At 38.7% G+C, this 14,383-nt stretch carries 21 protein-coding genes; 19 read left to right on the top strand and 2 right to left on the bottom strand.

The features are described from left to right. Positions 1 to 6: 6 nt before the first annotated feature. A complete protein-coding gene (locus tag QFZ77_RS26885) occupies positions 7 to 201 on the bottom strand; it encodes a hypothetical protein (protein ID WP_307444150.1) in 195 nt (64 codons plus the stop codon). A gap of 283 nt (positions 202 to 484) precedes the next feature. Continuing rightward, positions 485 to 853, bottom strand: a complete 369-nt coding sequence (locus QFZ77_RS26880) for a helix-turn-helix domain-containing protein (RefSeq protein WP_307444149.1) — start codon at positions 851 to 853, stop codon at positions 485 to 487. Between the two features lie 164 nt (positions 854 to 1,017). Here QFZ77_RS26880 and QFZ77_RS26875 point away from each other — a divergent pair, with 164 nt between their 5' ends. The 19 genes from QFZ77_RS26875 to QFZ77_RS26785 all read left to right on the top strand — a co-directional run bounded on the left by QFZ77_RS26875 (position 1,018) and on the right by QFZ77_RS26785 (position 14,377). Beyond that, positions 1,018 to 1,296: a winged helix-turn-helix domain-containing protein gene (locus tag QFZ77_RS26875; protein ID WP_307444146.1), complete on the top strand. Its 279-nt coding sequence runs from the start codon at positions 1,018 to 1,020 to the stop codon at positions 1,294 to 1,296. A gap of 226 nt (positions 1,297 to 1,522) precedes the next feature. After that, positions 1,523 to 1,828 (top strand): hypothetical protein, encoded by a 306-nt coding sequence (locus QFZ77_RS26870; RefSeq protein WP_307444144.1) that lies wholly within the window; start codon positions 1,523 to 1,525, stop codon positions 1,826 to 1,828. Between the two features lie 172 nt (positions 1,829 to 2,000). After that, the gene (locus QFZ77_RS26865) at positions 2,001 to 2,507 is read left to right on the top strand and encodes a helix-turn-helix domain-containing protein (protein ID WP_307444141.1); all 507 of its coding nucleotides are present in this window, start codon (positions 2,001 to 2,003) and stop codon (positions 2,505 to 2,507) included. 16 nt (positions 2,508 to 2,523) lie between these two features. Further along, positions 2,524 to 2,814 (top strand): hypothetical protein, encoded by a 291-nt coding sequence (locus tag QFZ77_RS26860; protein ID WP_307444138.1) that lies wholly within the window; start codon positions 2,524 to 2,526, stop codon positions 2,812 to 2,814. Between the two features lie 6 nt (positions 2,815 to 2,820). Beyond that, a complete protein-coding gene (locus QFZ77_RS26855; protein WP_307444135.1) occupies positions 2,821 to 3,051 on the top strand; it encodes a hypothetical protein in 231 nt (76 codons plus the stop codon). An 82-nt stretch (positions 3,052 to 3,133) separates the two neighbouring features. Continuing rightward, positions 3,134 to 4,111: a replication protein gene (locus tag QFZ77_RS26850; RefSeq protein WP_307444132.1), complete on the top strand. Its 978-nt coding sequence runs from the start codon at positions 3,134 to 3,136 to the stop codon at positions 4,109 to 4,111. A gap of 104 nt (positions 4,112 to 4,215) precedes the next feature. Then, on the top strand, positions 4,216 to 4,422 hold the full coding sequence (locus tag QFZ77_RS26845) for a hypothetical protein (protein WP_307444130.1): 207 nt from the start codon (positions 4,216 to 4,218) through the stop codon (positions 4,420 to 4,422). Further along, positions 4,422 to 4,580: a DUF6906 family protein gene (locus QFZ77_RS26840; RefSeq protein ID WP_307444127.1), complete on the top strand. Its 159-nt coding sequence runs from the start codon at positions 4,422 to 4,424 to the stop codon at positions 4,578 to 4,580. The genes QFZ77_RS26845 and QFZ77_RS26840 overlap by 1 nt, the downstream gene beginning before the upstream one ends. 10 nt (positions 4,581 to 4,590) lie before the next feature. Then, positions 4,591 to 4,824 (top strand): helix-turn-helix domain containing protein, encoded by a 234-nt coding sequence (locus QFZ77_RS26835; RefSeq protein WP_307444124.1) that lies wholly within the window; start codon positions 4,591 to 4,593, stop codon positions 4,822 to 4,824. 77 nt (positions 4,825 to 4,901) lie between these two features. Continuing rightward, positions 4,902 to 5,054, top strand: coding sequence for a hypothetical protein (locus QFZ77_RS26830; RefSeq protein WP_307444123.1), 153 nt, complete (start codon positions 4,902 to 4,904; stop codon positions 5,052 to 5,054). Positions 5,055 to 5,095: 41 nt separating this feature from the next. Then, positions 5,096 to 5,380, top strand: a complete 285-nt coding sequence (locus QFZ77_RS26825) for a hypothetical protein (RefSeq protein WP_307444121.1) — start codon at positions 5,096 to 5,098, stop codon at positions 5,378 to 5,380. Between the two features lie 121 nt (positions 5,381 to 5,501). Further along, complete coding sequence (locus tag QFZ77_RS26820) at positions 5,502 to 5,729, top strand: hypothetical protein (RefSeq protein WP_307444118.1); 228 nt, start codon at positions 5,502 to 5,504, stop codon at positions 5,727 to 5,729. A gap of 96 nt (positions 5,730 to 5,825) precedes the next feature. Next, a complete protein-coding gene (locus QFZ77_RS26815) occupies positions 5,826 to 6,227 on the top strand; it encodes a hypothetical protein (RefSeq protein WP_307444115.1) in 402 nt (133 codons plus the stop codon). A gap of 191 nt (positions 6,228 to 6,418) precedes the next feature. Beyond that, entirely contained in the window at positions 6,419 to 7,939 is a 1,521-nt protein-coding gene (locus QFZ77_RS26810; RefSeq protein ID WP_307444114.1) for a KAP family P-loop NTPase fold protein, read from the top strand. A 592-nt stretch (positions 7,940 to 8,531) separates the two neighbouring features. Then, on the top strand, positions 8,532 to 9,074 hold the full coding sequence (locus QFZ77_RS26805) for a site-specific integrase (RefSeq protein ID WP_307444112.1): 543 nt from the start codon (positions 8,532 to 8,534) through the stop codon (positions 9,072 to 9,074). Positions 9,075 to 9,349: 275 nt separating this feature from the next. Further along, positions 9,350 to 9,700, top strand: a complete 351-nt coding sequence (locus QFZ77_RS26800) for an HNH endonuclease (RefSeq protein WP_373462660.1) — start codon at positions 9,350 to 9,352, stop codon at positions 9,698 to 9,700. A 157-nt stretch (positions 9,701 to 9,857) separates the two neighbouring features. Further along, positions 9,858 to 11,738, top strand: a complete 1,881-nt coding sequence (locus QFZ77_RS26795; protein WP_307444107.1) for an outer membrane protein assembly factor BamB family protein — start codon at positions 9,858 to 9,860, stop codon at positions 11,736 to 11,738. A 301-nt stretch (positions 11,739 to 12,039) separates the two neighbouring features. Next, positions 12,040 to 12,630, top strand: coding sequence for a terminase (locus QFZ77_RS26790; protein ID WP_307444106.1), 591 nt, complete (start codon positions 12,040 to 12,042; stop codon positions 12,628 to 12,630). Further along, entirely contained in the window at positions 12,623 to 14,377 is a 1,755-nt protein-coding gene (locus tag QFZ77_RS26785; protein ID WP_307449870.1) for a terminase large subunit, read from the top strand. Before QFZ77_RS26790 ends, QFZ77_RS26785 begins: the two co-directional genes overlap by 8 nt. The last annotated feature ends 6 nt before the right edge of the window (positions 14,378 to 14,383 follow it).

The raw sequence follows: 14,383 nt of genomic DNA, 5'->3' as shown, positions 1-14,383 counted from the left end.
TCCTTGTTATCTCACTCTAAATTCGCAATTCATCGTTAAGAAGTAACCGCCGTCTATGTATACCGCGTCTTCTGAAAAACGCTCGATCGGGCCGCCGTAATCAAGCAGCTTGCCTTTTTGCATAACCATTACTTTAACACCTGTCTTGATTGCTTCTTCGAATTCGGCAGGGGTGGAGAGAGTTTGGTTTCTTTTAAGCATGGGATACTCCAGTACAATCCCCATCGGTTGGGGTATTTGCTTATATCTTCAATTTTGACTAATCAATGTTTTTTTCTTTATTTTCAGATTTCTTGTATTTTGTTTCTTTCGAGAGCTCAATCATTTCATCAATGATCGGTTGAGTTTCACCATATACTGTGCTAGAAGTTATATTCCTTCTTTTTGACTTCTCTTGTCGCAGGTTTAAACACGATGATAACAATTCCAACGTAGATCGGAATTAGTACCAATGACCTACCGGTGAGTTTGTCGATTTTATCCATCACTTATTTTCCAGGTCAGCTTTTCTCTTCCTCAGCGTTTCAATGAAAGCGTCAGCCGCGGCTTTCTCTTCCTCAGTCCAGTCGGAACCACCACCGTAGTAAGCTCGACCACCAAAATCTTCATAGGAAACAGTTTGTTCTGACTCTTTTATGTAACCTGCTTTAATCATTAATTGCTCGTAGTCAACTTCCTTCAAATGTGGTGCAAGCAATTTTAATGTTTCGGGAGTTACTTTTTGTGTACCTGATTCAATTCTGGCTATTGTCCCATTACTAACCCCACTATTAATAGCAAGCTGACGTTGGCTCTTAAATCCACTTCTTTCTCTTAGTTCAGCAAAGTATAATCCGAACTCGACAATATTCATATGAATCATCAACACCTCATTAGTAATAAGACCATTTTAACAAAAGTGTTTCGTACATGTAACAAAATTATTGTGTAGTTGGCGAAAAGTTTTTGTTGCGTTAACTACACATTTGGGGTATATTATTTGTGTAGAGAACGAAACAGAAGGTTGAGGTGAGTTAATTGAAGATTAAGCTACGAGTTGAAGTACTTGAAGAACTACAAAAAGAAGAGAATTTAAATGATACTAAGCTCGCTGAAAAAATGGGGATTTCTAGAAGCAGGCTCTGGAGAACTAAATTAGATGATAATCATCCAAAGTATTGTTCGCCAGGAGAAAGTCTCATTATTGGTACTTTACAAGCATTTCCACATAAAAAATTCGAAGATCTATTTTTTTTAACTGAACTGTGTAGTGATATACACAATAAGGGAGAGTTTAGAGAAAGTGAGGTGATCTAAATCTTGAAGCGAGCCTTTGAAAACTACAAAGAGGCAGCCATGTCATTCAAAGAAAAAATGTCGGGCAAGATCAAAAAGTAATAAGAATGATTCAGCATTTTAGTGAAGAGTCAGATCTTAAGGAAGTCGCCGCGGTTACCACTACAATCGAATATCAACGAAATATACTCGAAGCAATATAAACAATAGCAGCAAGGCACTAGGAAAATTATGAGGGAGGTTGACAATGAATATTGCATTGAAAATAGATTTTCAATCACCGAAGAGTCTTTCTGCAGCATTAAGATTAGCAGCTGACTTGGCAGAGAGGAATGAAAAATTGGAATTACAGCTTTCGGAGCTCCGCTTGAACAATGAGTATCCGGAGGTGCTGCGGATCTCCCATATCATGCAGTTGTGTGATGTGAGTAAGTCGAAGGTAACGGAATGGACCAATGATCCTAACTTTCCTATTTTGAACAAACAGAGGAAAAAGGGTGAGGTTGTTCTTGTACTGAAAATGGAATTTTATGAATGGCTTAAGAGCCGCTGATTAATGAGTGAGGAGGAAGCCCACTCGTACGGTGGTGGGCAATGGGGAGGTAGGGGAATCATTTGTAGAGGTTCTAGTAGCCAACCGAACCATCAAGTTGTTATGAGAATATCATATACTAAAAATTTGGCAAATTTAATCCCACAAATTGGACAAAGGAGATGATTTTACCGTGTCATTTGGACAAGTACTTGAATCAGTCAGATTAAGCAGGGGAGAAACTCAAAAAGGACCGGCTAAGGTTGCACATGTAAGCTCTGCGACAGTCAGCAAATATGAAATCGGAACACGCAGACCTAATGATGAAACGATGAAAAAGCTTGTAGAACACTACGACTCGCCTGAACTCTGCATGGAAGCCTCCATTGATTATAACGGTGGTACATCTTCACCTTGGCTAAATGGAGCCGACTTACATAAAACAAGCGTTCATTTAAAGACAATAGAAGAAATCAGCGAAGCAGTTGCAGCACTCGCTGCGACCCCTATAACAAAACGGAGAGATCAGTTAAACACGGACGACCTTAAGCTTATCAAAGTATCCATTATGGAACAGATCGAAGCAATCACAGCACTTACACATAACGTCGCAATCCTTTGTAAGGAGTATGGATTTAGTTGGATGGGATTATGGCGAGAACACCGCCAAGAGTTAAAAATGAAGGGTTATCTCAATTAAAAAGGAGTGTTATGCGATGTTCGCAAAGATGCTTGAAAATGAAGGATTTAAATCAGGTGTTGTTTATGTAACCAAAATTATGAAAGCAAGGGAAGTTATTAGCATGGCAGCTGACTATCGAGCTCAGGAAAGTATATCTGAAATGACTCAGCGGATTTTAAGAGAAAATGGGGTTCCTGTAAACGCAGAAATAGCCACCGCGGCGAACGATGACTATTTCAAGAAAAACTATTTAAAAACAATTTGTGCATCAATTATACCGCTCATGTCAGTGGAAGACAAGGGGGGAGTCATCATGAGGCTGTGACAAGCAATGCCTAAGAATCCAGTTATAAAAGCAAAAGGCTATAGAAACTTAACGGAACTTCAACAGAACTTATTTAAACGTGCATATACCATGCATTCAAATGCTATGGGAACCGAGAAGCAGCATAAGCTCGATCAATTAAAAGAAATCAAGTGGGACATGAAGGAGCGTTGTCTAAAGGTTTATTTCAAGAACGGTGACTGGTGGCATTATTGTTTGGATGGGACGTGGTTCTAACGTGTTTGCGTGTTGTGAATTCTATAAAATATCGCAGCTGATGCTCAGAAGGCATTGATGCACAAGCTTGGAGGGACAGATTATGGCTGACGTGCAGCTTGAAAATGGTTATACGGCCATTGCCAACGTAGTTCTTGAACAACTGTACCAAACAAAGCTAAACGCAACCCAGCATCGGATCGTTCTTGCTGTTCTAAGGTTTACATATGGCTTTAAGCGGAAGTCCCATGCTTTTTCAATGGGGTTTTTGTCTAAAGCTGTGGATGGTGACCGCCGACAGGTGCAAAGGGAATTAAAAAAGCTTTTGGACAGGAAAATCATACTTGAATCAGTACCGGAAAGCACCGTAAGAGTACTCGGATTTAACAAGAACTACGATGAATGGTTGTGTGAAATCACCAGTGGTAAATCTACCATAGATGGTGAAGCTACCAGTGGTGAAGCTACCACTGGTGAATCAACCATTAATGGTGAAAATACCATGCGGGGTAGTGGTGAATCTACCATTTCTAGTAGTGGTGAATCCACCACTCAAGAAATAAATCTTTTAAAACAAGCTTTTAAAGAAAATATTATTACTGCTCAGGTCGAAGTTTCAAACTCGTTAATTATTTTGCAAGATGCCTTTTGTGATCTTCACGGAAAGATTCCAACACAGTTAAGACAGAGTGATTACAAGAGTATGAATGGACTTATTGCAAACATACCTACCGTAGAATTCATTGTATCGGCAATGAAAACGATTTTCGAAGAAAAGCGAAGCCGTGAAGATGACAAAGAAGGAGTAGGATTTAGGATTCCAAGTACGTTTAAATATTACGAAAAAGCTATTGATGATATGTGGAAGGCTCAACTAGCTAAACATGAAGTACCCCCGAAAGTTATTCAAATGGGCAAAGGTCCATCGTCATATCGGTCAGGTAAGAGCAGTAAGCCGCGTATTCAAGGAATATTGCCAGACAGCACACCTGCTTCTCGGTTATCTGATGAAGAGCTAGCTAAGGCTCGTGAAAAGGCTAAAAGTCTAGACGACAAATTGAATAAGCCAGTCGTAGTATGAATGATATGTTTACTGATCCGCGTCCATATCTTCCAGACCATCGTGTATGGCGTAGGTTACTCCTTATCATCCTTGATCCTGAACACAAAGAAAGATCAATCCTCTTGCAAAAACGGCTATGGACGATGCGAAGCATAGGTACAGTGATTCAGTGGAATCCAAATGTCATCAAACTAGTTCCGCTCTTAGAGGATGATGGTGATTGGCCGGACAAGCAGTTTTTTGACGATATGTCAGCTGAATATTTAAAACCCTTTGCTGCAGTTATCAGTCAGCTTCTAGAAATAGCATATGCGGAGGCGAAAGGATAATGAAACAAGGAACGAGTCCAAATTTGAAACAGAAAAAGCTAATTGAACAAATGGGATGGAACACTAAAAACTGGTTAGTTGAACGTGATACTTCTAACGAAATAGTCCTGATTCACCGAGCAACAGGTACGATGAAAGTCATCAATAAGACTGATTGAGGTGAATGACATGCTGGAGCGTTTAAAGATATACATAGCCTGTGAGGATGTCAATATGATTTGGGATGAACGGGATGTGTTAGCTTTCGATTCCATGTGGAATGAAGGTCTGAGCATAGAGGACATTGCCAAATCATTTGACCGAGATGCGGATGAAATTGCATTGCTCATTATGGACCGAGCTCGAAGAGGACTGATCAAGAATCGCCCCAATGGTGTATTTGGGAGAAGGATGCCAGCTTAAGGTTACGAGGGTTATCGCATGGAAGAATACTACGAAGAAAATCAAGCAACAATTGATGATTACATCCAGGAGGAAGTATGACAGCTATAAAACTATATGAAGAGTTTATTCTAAGCATCAAGGAAGGCGACGAGGAAGTAATATACCTCCAAGGACGCCCCTTCATTATTGCACCTGCAACGGAGGATGATGTGGAGAGGATCGGAAAAGGTTACTTTTGCATGGATTGATGAAGACCATACCATAAATTCACCAATAGGAGGGAATGGATATGCAAGTATTAATTTCATTTGAAAAAGATAGGAATGAAAATTTTATAGTTCATTACAGTAAGCAATCCATTGTTGTTTTGCCTGGAGCGTTTATGCGGCTAGCAGACGTAAATAAGCAAACCGTTGTTGGTAGTGTGTATGTAGAGTACAGTGCCCTTCCAGATTACGGGTTTATCCAAGAGCCAGTTGTTAGTATTAGGCAAGAAAAAAAAGTTGAAGACATGACCTTATGCGAGTTGTGGAAAGTCCTCGAGCACGAAGGGATTCAGATTCATTCAGCATGAAGTATCACAATGAATACTGAAATACATTAAGCAAAAAGGCCACTAAATCGACAGAGGCCCATTGAGAATAGCCAGAGTAGCGCTTTTGGGTGGGTTACAAGAAAGGAAAGGGGAAGTTAAGTTGAAGTTAAACTCAGAAGATAAATTTAATTCAGCAGTATCGTTATATATTGTTACTAACATCATTGAAGACGAGAAACTGACACAGGAACAAGCCAATAAAGTAATAGAAGCATTAGTCCGTTTTTACGGAGCTACAAGTGAGGAGCAAATACTTAGTTGTGGTGATGAAGAGCTCATCCTTATATATAACGATTTTAAAGAGAAGATACTAGAAAGAGTTTGCTAATAATAAAAATCCTCTGCGTGTATACCTTGGCAGGGCTCGCAGAGGATTATTTGATTTCTTACACCGATTATAACATATACAGCGGGGTGTGAGAATATGATGGTAGCTGAATCTGATGTAGATCAATTTTCATTATTTCCAGAAGCGAACGCTGCTGACATTGTGCGAACAAGATATTTGCTTTCCAGATATATGAAGTTAAAAGCAGATGTTGAGGGATTCGAAACCAATAACCTAAGCGAGGGAAGTGAAATACTGAAAGAAGCTATTAAGGTAAAATCCAACATTGAGAAAGCAGCTGATTTAATTATCGATAATGATACAAGACGTATTATTGATTTTAGATTCCTTAAAGGAAATAACCGTAAAACCACCATTTTACGGTTTAAAAGTATTATGAGTGAAAGCACTATCGACCGGTACATTGAGAAAGGTATTGAATCCATAGCTCAAACATTTAAGTTATGGGATGAATTCGAAAGCTATAAAAGCTGTTAAAGAGACGATTATAGATGAAGTATGCAAAAGGCTGGATTATTAATATTATCGTGCGAAATAAATGAAAAATAAAGCGGAATAAAATATGAAGGAACAAGAATCATAATTTGCAGGAAAACCGAAAGGAGGAATAGAATAAATCTTGTAGAATATGGAAAGATTGCAAAACAGATGAGAAGAGGTATTTATTGGTGGAAACAATTTATAGTAATCGACCATTCGATTTAAACAGCAGTTCTGATATGTTTGGAACATATTTTAAGTCAAGAACTATAAAGAGCATCCTTGATGTTAGAATGGACTATTTCAAAGAAAATAACATGATAGCATTGTATGGAACTTGGGGTAGTGGTAAAACTTCAGTTATGAGATATTTACAAAGTGAAATCGAAAACTACTCTGTTATTTTTTTCGAGGCATGGAAATATGAATATGACTCGAATCTCTCACTTTCTCTATTAGAAGCTATTATGGATCAGATAGAAAAGGAAAAAGATATATTACATACTTTTATAGATGAAACCAAATCTGCTGCAAGAAAGCTATTCTCACTAGGCAAAAATATAATTCTTAATACTGACATATCATTGCCAGGAGCTAAAATATCGACTAGTAAGGCTTTCTCTCAAACGAAAGAAATGTATGAAAAAAAATCATTTTATAGCGAAGTGCAGAGTTTTAATAATAAATTTAACAGAATAATTGAGAAATATTATGAGATAACTAATAAGAAATTATTGATTTTTATTGATGATCTAGATAGATGTGAGCCTAGCAATGTTTTAAATCTTTTATCATCTATAAAACATTTTTTTACAGATACAAACAAAATAGTATATTTTAGTGGGATAGATAAAAAGGCTGTAAGTAAAGCGATAAATATTAAATACAACAATCACATTACTGCTGAAGAATATCTAGAAAAAATATTTGATGTAACTTTTCATATGCCTACAACATATGAGTTAGATAAATTAATAGAAGACTTCCTAATTAAAGTGAATGACTTTGATAAAATGTCAGAAAAGACTGGCAATTTAATAAAAGAATTTCTTGGACATATTAATTTCAATAACCCTAGAAAAATCAAAAAAATTTTTAATAAATATTTATTTTTGTGTGAACTTAACCGAGTAAACAAACATAAAAGTAATGGATTGGAATATAAGCTGATTCCTCAAAATTTTTCGAGACACGAGCCTTTACAGGTCATATATACGCTATATATTCTAATACTGTTTGAATTTGAAAAAGAAATTTTTAATGAAATGTTTGATTATCAATCGAAGATGGGAAAAGTTAAAGAAGAATATAGTAGCGAAAATATTCAAGTTAAATCTAATACCCAAGTAGGACTTGTCAATCTAATAAATGAAAAAGTTATTAATATACCATATTTAAAATGGAATTCAGAAAGTTTCGATAAATTAACACGAGCTGGCGAACATCGTGAGATTGACTTTTTTATAATGCTTTTATACATGTTACCTTTGGATGTAAAAAAAGTTTCTATCCCTTTACTAAATACTACTAGTCCAGAAGCCATAATTAAACTGATTGAGACCTTTATTTCAGGTCATATAACAACTGCAAACAAAATTCAGTATCTATTTGTAACATTTACCTGGGACCTTCTTAAAGAAGGATTAGAACTTCAAACAGAAGATATCGCATTCCATAAACTATTTGAAATGGCTAATTTGTACTTATAATTAAAAAAGTGAAGCATTTGCTTTAGAGAAACAAGAGAAATAATATTTTTGCACTTGAATAAGGGCTGGATATGTATAGAATAAGTAGATGCAATGTGAAATGATTCTGATTTTGACGGTAATTTGAGTGAAATTTAGTAATAATTTGATACTTTAATTCAGGTACAGTGGAATCACAAAGAGCAATACTGCTCAGGTGATACCTACTGTACCTTTATCATATGTAGGACTCGATCATGCTGTGGATCAGATCGTTGATCTTAGACGTTAAGCGTCAGGGGTGTGGTGTGAGGTGGGGTTTGATGCCCCAGCTCTTTATGAGCAAAACGAAGTGTATGTCTTTTTCAAGACATTCAGTTCCTTTTGTTCATACGGCTACCATGAACAGGAGAAAAATATAGTAGTCTGCTTTTCCAAAAAAATCAGACAAATCTAAGGGGCTGCTCATACAGCCTCTTTTTTAATTTGTAATGGATAGGAGGGATGGAAGTTGTTTAGTAAACTAAGATCACTTTTTAGGAAGAATAAACAGATGGGAAGGCTTGAAATAGTTTTGTTCCAAGATCTCCTAAGTAAAGCGTGGTGCTTCTAAATGAACTTCGTTCAGCCAATACGTGATCAAGAAACGATCGATGCTATCAAGGAGTTTCTATTAAAGAAGAGTCATCGCAATTACATGATGTTTGTCTTCGGAATTAATACCGGCCTGCGTATTCAGGACATTTTAAAGCTGAAAGTCAAGGATGTGATCGGCGAGCATTTATTTATGAATGAAATGAAGACCGGTAAACGAAAGATCATTGAAATTAACCCAACCTTAAAGCGTGAAATTAAGCGCTATACATCGGGAATGCCGGATGATGATTACCTGTTTCCTTCAAGACAGGGTGGTAGCAGACCAATTAAACGAGATATGGCCTATAAGGTGATGAAAACTGCTGCGAAGAAGTTCAAACTGAAGGACATTGGCACACATACACTGCGGAAGACATTCGGATACCACATGTACAAGAAGACAAAGGACATCACGCTTGTCCAGACACTCCTTAACCACTCTGACAAGGCCATCACCATGAGATATATTGGTATGGACCAAGACGCCATGAACGGAGCCATGCGAGGATTTGGGTTATGAGTTCCACACATTTAGCGAGTGTATAACTGATTTTCAGAAAAAGGCGCGAGACCTTGCGAGACAAGGGGCATTGGCCCTTATTCGAGTTATGCTCTCTATTAAGATATGAGGAACTGGGTCATTTATGCAAAATCTTGCATAAAGTCATTGTTTTTAATGTGAATAATATATAAACAAGTCGGATAACTCCTTATTTTAAAAGGGTTGTTTTTGTTGATTTGTCTATGAATATTATTCAAAATTGTTCCACGGTAAGAGGATAGGAGCGTATGAGCATGGCACTTAAGAAGTTTTGTCGTAAACCAAGCTGCACCAACCTAACCGACGTAGGCTTTTGCAGTGATCATAAGGAACAGGCTTCCATCAATGATAGGCAGCGAGGGACGGCAGCACAGCGAGGGTATGACAGCTCATGGCGTAAGGCGAGAGTATTCTTCCTTATGAAGCATTCTCTCTGTGTTCATTGTGAAAAAGAGGGAGCTATAGGAGCCGCTACAGTGGTTGATCATATCAAGCCACACAAGGGAGATAGGGCTTTGTTCTGGGATCGCGACAATTGGCAAGGGCTTTGCAAGAGGCATCACGATATTAAAACTGCGAAAGAAGACGGAGGTTTTGGAAGATGAAAAGAACAATCGTTTTCAGTTCATCAACTACACAAAAGTAGGTTTTTTGTTCAAAAGTTTAATGCTTGGTGGTTTTAACAATAATTTGCAGGAAATTGGAATATAATGTCGAAAGGTATATTCGACAACAAAAAAAATACAAAAGGTGGTAATAAGATTGTTACATCGAAAGAAACAATTGATTCACATCTCAAAAGTTATTTTAATTTGCTTTGCATTTATTCAAGTTATTGCAGTTGGGTTCTCTCCAGCTTCTTTTGCTGCTACAAGCCCATTTCAGCAGGGAAGTCAGTACCAACAAGGTCAGTATGATCAAACAGCAATGCAACCAACGGTTTATAACTGGGATCGAAACTCACGTTTTGCTGGAGTTACTTCAGATGTATATGTGAAATGGTCATTACCTATCGATGGATACACAGCTTACCCCCATGTAATTGGATCTGATGGCACGGTTTACGTATTTACTGATGTTAACATAGTTGCGATAAATCCAGATGGAACATTTAAATGGAAAATAATTATTAATTCTACTGGAGTTGGAGTAAATTTCGGAACTCCTTCAATTGGAGCTGATGGTACCATATACGGTGGAGTTTATGCTACTTTCTATGCGATAACTCCAAGTGGACAGATTAAATGGTCTATTTCCCCAGGTTTCCAGATTGATGCAACTGCCATTTCCGCTGACGGAACTATCTATGCCACGGATCGAGGCCAAACCTTAGTTGCAATTGATCCTAGTCAAGGAGTTATTACATGGAGAAAGTCTACTGGAATTGATTTATTTCCTGCAAGTTATCCAGTAATAGATTCAGACGGAACAATCTATTTAGCTGGTAAAACTCAGCTTGGAGCATTTGCATCTGACGGCACATTAAAATGGAAGAAAGATTATGCGATATCCCAAAATAAAACAGCTCCTGCTATTGGACCAGACGGTACTCTCTACATAACAACATCAAATGGTAAATTAAATGCTATTAACAAAAATGGAAATGAAAAATGGAATATTAACATTACTAATACAACAGCCTCACAACCTGTCGTCAATAAAGATGGGGATATTTTCGTTAGAGCTAACCCATCATCAACTTCTGGAACTCTAACTTCATATAAAGCTGATGGTACACAAAATTGGAAATTTGATCTTGATTGGGCGACATATTGGAGCGGTCCTATTTTAGATAAAGACGGAAATATTTTTATTGGAATATCAGGTAAGGGTTCAATGTATGCAATTTCTCCAACTGGCCAGCAAATTTGGAAATATCAAGTAGCTCAGGCTTCAACAACACTAAGTCATCCGGCATCCATTGCTTCTGATGGGACTCTTTATTTGCCTTCCTTGAATGGTGCTACTTTTAAACTAATTGCTATTGGTGGAAAAGTAGATGTGAAAACTCTGATAGGTCTTTCACTTGATTCCAATTCGTATACAATCAATGTCGGTGATACTCACAGTACTGTTGTTACTGCACATTATTCTGATGGAAGTACCCAAGATGTTACGAGCCAATCTGTTTTTACTTCTACGGATTCGAATGTTGCCCTTGTCAGTTCAACTGGCACTGTGTATGGAGCAAATCCAGGTACTTCAACAATAACAGCAACATGGAATGGTCAATCGACTTCAGCTAATGTTACTGTGATACAAAATCTTATTACAACAGTTGACGATACCGCACTAACATACGAAGGTAGCTGGAACACTATTGGTCAACCTACTGGCTACTACAACGAAACAGATCATTGGACGTTAAATACTGACAGTAATGTTCAGTACACGTTTAACGGTACAAGTATTTCATGGTACGGAGTAATGGATTCTGATCACGGTAAAGCTGATGTTTATATAGATGACGTTTTTGATGCTACAGTGGATTTGTACCAGACAACAAGAGCGCAACAGACGTTATGCTACACGAAGTCGGGATTAACCTATGGTTCTCATACGATCAAAATCGTAAAACGGAGCGATACTAATCCATCAGCTGTGGGTCAATACGTGGAAGTCGATTTTCTTCAATTTAATTAACGAAACTTGTATTTATTAAGGTTGTTATTAAACTTAAGTAAAGAGCATCTGGCGGTTTCCGTCGGATGCTTTTTATTATATCTTCCCGTTTGGTTTAGGTGGTGCATCTATTGAAAGAAATTCTAAGCAAAACGAAGACAACATTTTCGCAAGTCAATGGACGAACCTATCTGTTGATTGAAGGGTAAGAAAAGAAAAGGGGGAGGGGGGACTATATCTCTACTACTTTCCCGATTATAGACCGCGCGTCCCTTTATTCGCGCAAAAACTCCCCATATAAAGTTTCAGAGGAGGTGAGCCCATGACCCGCCGAGGACAGCCCATTGATCTTGTTGTCGCCAATGGCCGGAAGCATTTAACGAAAACTGAAATTCAGCAGCGCAAAGATTCCGAAATTAAACTTGGAAAAAAAGAGCTCGATAAACTAAAGCCGCCCTCTTTCGTGAAAAACGATACGGTGGCTTTTTCTTATTGGAAGCAGCACATGAAAGAATATAAGGAAGCTGCAGAACAGGGAATTGAACTTCTCAGTTCTTCGGACATTGGTATCCTTGGTATGTACTGTCAAACCTATGCCGAATATGAGCGGCTTCTTCGTTCGTATCAGCGCATTGATAGCATGGCTGAAAACTGTGATCCCCTTGAAGAGTATATGTATGACGTTAACGTATTTAGCAAAGAGATGATGAAGATGATTGCCAGCATGGTTTCCATAGACGGACTCCTTCGGATTGAATCTGCCATTAATAAGAAAGCTGATATGCTGCTGAAAATGCAGGATCGTTTATTCCTCAATCCACTAGCAAAAGTTAAAAACGTGTTGAAGCCAACGAAGAAAGAAGAGGAGAAGCAAAGTAAGTTTGGAAGGTTCGGCGGTGGTCGTGGTGGCTAAACAAAACACGTACCCCATTAATACGCTTGCTGATCTCGACCGAACAACACGGTATGCCGTTGATGTACTGGAAGGCCGGATACCTGCAGGTGAAACACAAAAGCAAGCTTGCGCGCGTCACTTCAACGATTTAGAACGGCAAGGCACCGATGATTTCCCTTATGTATGGGACCCCGATCACGCACAGGATATCATTGATTTTGCTGAATCTCTCACCCTTGCGGAGGGTGATGATCCACGGCCCTTAGATTTGATGCCCTTTCAAGACTTTATCTTTGGTTCTTGGCATGGCTGGCGAACCATAGAAGGGTACCGACGATTTCGTACATCCTATGTACAGGTAGCTAGGCAGAACGGGAAGTCACTTGGAAACGCCGTTCCAACCTTGTACTACAGCAATTTCGACGGTTACCAGTACCCCCAAGTGTACTGTACGGCAACCAAAGAGCTTCAGGCGCGCATCGTTTTAAAAGAGTGCATGAAGTTTATCAATGCAGATCCTGAGTTATCAGGAAGCGAACGTGAAGACGGGATGTTCACCGTCAAGGATTATGCGAGTAAAATCATTTGCAACATCACCAGGGGCGAAATCAAAGCGCTCGGACGTGATACAAAATCCATTGATGGGTTCCGGCCTTACTTTGCCAGTGTCGATGAGTATCATCTTCACAAAGATAATCAAATGTACAAGCTGCTTGCCGATGGTACAAAAAAACTGAAACAATGCTTAATCTCGGTCATCACAACGGCTGGCTTTGATTTGAATAGCCCTTGCTATGCCTTATATGAATACTGCAAACAGATCCTTGTCGGTACACATGCCGATGAAACACAGTTTGTATTTATTTGTGAGCTCGATAAAGACGATGATGTGTGGGATGAGAGTAATTGGATTAAAGCCAATCCATTATGGACCCCTGAAACTCTGCTTAGTTTGCGTTCTGAGGCGATTAAGGCCAAACAGATGCAGGGTGAAGAACTTCGAAACTTCCTTACGAAGTCGTTAAACACATGGGTTCAGTTTGCAGATAACCAGTACATGAATATGGAACACTGGAAAAACTGTGAAAGTGATATGACGTTAGAAGACATGCGTGGCAAGGACTGCTTTATGGGACTTGATTTATCCAGTGGTGGTGACCTTACCTCCGGCGCGCTTGAATTTCCATTCGATGTTGGTGCTGACCGAAAGTACTACATCCATTCCCACAGCTTTATTCCAAAGGCGCGCGTGGCCGAGCACATTAAAAGCGATAATGCACCTTATGATATGTGGATTCGGGATGGGCTTCTCACGGTTACCGAAACACTTGGCGGCGTAAAGACAGACTATAAATACATTCTTGCGTACTATAAGGACCTGATCAAAAAATATGATCTTAAGCTCAAAGGCATTGGTTATGATCCACATAACGCAGATGCCTTTTTGCATGATCTCGATGAGGTGTTTGGGGTGGATTGCGTGGAGATTATCCAAAGCGCGAGAAGCTTAAATGATGCTACCGTCGATTTTAAACTTGAAGTTGAAGCCGGTAATGTGATTTACAACAAACATAATCGTCTTTTAACGTGGTCCATGGTCAATGCGAAAACCGATTCCAATAGTTTCGGTGAAATAAAGATTGAAAAACATGCACAAACCAAACGTATTGACCCCGTTGACGCCGTGATCGACGCCCATAAGCTGGCCTTAGGTAGCAAGAAACAAAAATCTGTATACGAGGCCAGAGGGATTTTCTTTTTATAAAGGAGG

This window comes from Paenibacillus sp. V4I3, assembly GCF_030817215.1.
GTDB lineage: Bacteria > Bacillota > Bacilli > Paenibacillales > NBRC-103111 > Paenibacillus_E.
The sequence above is the reverse complement of the archived record's forward strand: the minus strand, read 5'-3'. Positions and strand labels throughout refer to the sequence as shown.

Coding starts and splice junctions, on each gene's coding strand:
- QFZ77_RS26885 (WP_307444150.1), bottom strand. CDS start 201: ATGCTTAAAAGAAACCAAACTCTCTCCACCCCTGCCGAATTCGAAGAA.
- QFZ77_RS26880 (WP_307444149.1), bottom strand. CDS start 853: ATGAATATTGTCGAGTTCGGATTATACTTTGCTGAACTAAGAGAAAGA.
- QFZ77_RS26870 (WP_307444144.1), top strand. CDS start 1,523: ATGAATATTGCATTGAAAATAGATTTTCAATCACCGAAGAGTCTTTCT.
- QFZ77_RS26860 (WP_307444138.1), top strand. CDS start 2,524: ATGTTCGCAAAGATGCTTGAAAATGAAGGATTTAAATCAGGTGTTGTT.
- QFZ77_RS26855 (WP_307444135.1), top strand. CDS start 2,821: ATGCCTAAGAATCCAGTTATAAAAGCAAAAGGCTATAGAAACTTAACG.
- QFZ77_RS26850 (WP_307444132.1), top strand. CDS start 3,134: ATGGCTGACGTGCAGCTTGAAAATGGTTATACGGCCATTGCCAACGTA.
- QFZ77_RS26840 (WP_307444127.1), top strand. CDS start 4,422: ATGAAACAAGGAACGAGTCCAAATTTGAAACAGAAAAAGCTAATTGAA.
- QFZ77_RS26835 (WP_307444124.1), top strand. CDS start 4,591: ATGCTGGAGCGTTTAAAGATATACATAGCCTGTGAGGATGTCAATATG.
- QFZ77_RS26830 (WP_307444123.1), top strand. CDS start 4,902: ATGACAGCTATAAAACTATATGAAGAGTTTATTCTAAGCATCAAGGAA.
- QFZ77_RS26825 (WP_307444121.1), top strand. CDS start 5,096: ATGCAAGTATTAATTTCATTTGAAAAAGATAGGAATGAAAATTTTATA.
- QFZ77_RS26815 (WP_307444115.1), top strand. CDS start 5,826: ATGATGGTAGCTGAATCTGATGTAGATCAATTTTCATTATTTCCAGAA.
- QFZ77_RS26805 (WP_307444112.1), top strand. CDS start 8,532: ATGAACTTCGTTCAGCCAATACGTGATCAAGAAACGATCGATGCTATC.
- QFZ77_RS26800 (WP_373462660.1), top strand. CDS start 9,350: ATGGCACTTAAGAAGTTTTGTCGTAAACCAAGCTGCACCAACCTAACC.
- QFZ77_RS26790 (WP_307444106.1), top strand. CDS start 12,040: ATGACCCGCCGAGGACAGCCCATTGATCTTGTTGTCGCCAATGGCCGG.